Annotated in this window: 2 protein-coding genes; both read right to left on the bottom strand. The window is 44.3% G+C overall.

Annotated elements, in window-relative coordinates; all coding sequences use genetic code 11:
* Window positions 1-66: 66 nt before the first annotated feature.
* Window positions 67-456, bottom strand: coding sequence for a Sec-independent protein translocase protein TatB (gene tatB, locus A3729_RS09335; protein WP_068512008.1), 390 nt, complete (start codon window positions 454-456; stop codon window positions 67-69).
* Window positions 457-485: 29 nt separating this feature from the next.
* Window positions 486-691 (bottom strand): twin-arginine translocase TatA/TatE family subunit (tatA, locus tag A3729_RS09340; protein WP_068633734.1); only part of this gene is annotated, 206 nt, incomplete at its 5' end.

Below are 691 nucleotides of genomic sequence, written 5' to 3' on the forward strand. Positions count from 1 at the left end.
TTTCAGTTGCGTTGTCAGAAGTCTTACTCATGTCTTTACTATGCTTAGCTTATTACGGAGGCCATGTTATGACTGCTTAGGCTTGTCGTTTTGCGTATTGCTTTGAAGGTCTTTTGACGAATCAGGCTCTTTTGGTGCCTGAAACAGCTTGTCATACTCATCTCTTGGTAAGGGCTCGAACTCTTCAGCTTCTTTGAGGGCGTCTTTAACGGTATTCTGGATCATTTCGACATCTTCATTAATGTCCAAACTCTCGCCCTGCTTTTTAAGCTCGCTTTTTAGGTCTTCGAGTTCTATCTGGCGATTTATTTCCTGAGTGAACTGGCTGGTCATGCGGCGTGCTTTGCCAAACCAGCGACCCAGAGTTCTAGCGGCAACGGGCAGGCGCTCGGGTCCTAAAACCAATAGGCCGATGATAGCGATTAAGACGAGCTCTAAAAAACCAACGTCAAACATAGTATTCGATAGCTAGTGCCTGATCAGGGTTACTTTTGTTGCTCTTTATCATTGCTTTCGACTTTTTCAGCTTTGCCTTCGATGATGTCGCTGTCTTTCTTTTCTACAGCGGCTTTCTCATCATCTTTTATGGCTTTTTTAAAGCCTTTTACGGCGCCACCCAAGTCTCCGCCCATATTGCGTAGTTTCTTGGTGCCGAAAATAAGTGCTACGATCAATAATATAATCAGTAGCT

The organism is Oleiphilus sp. HI0043, assembly GCF_001634935.1.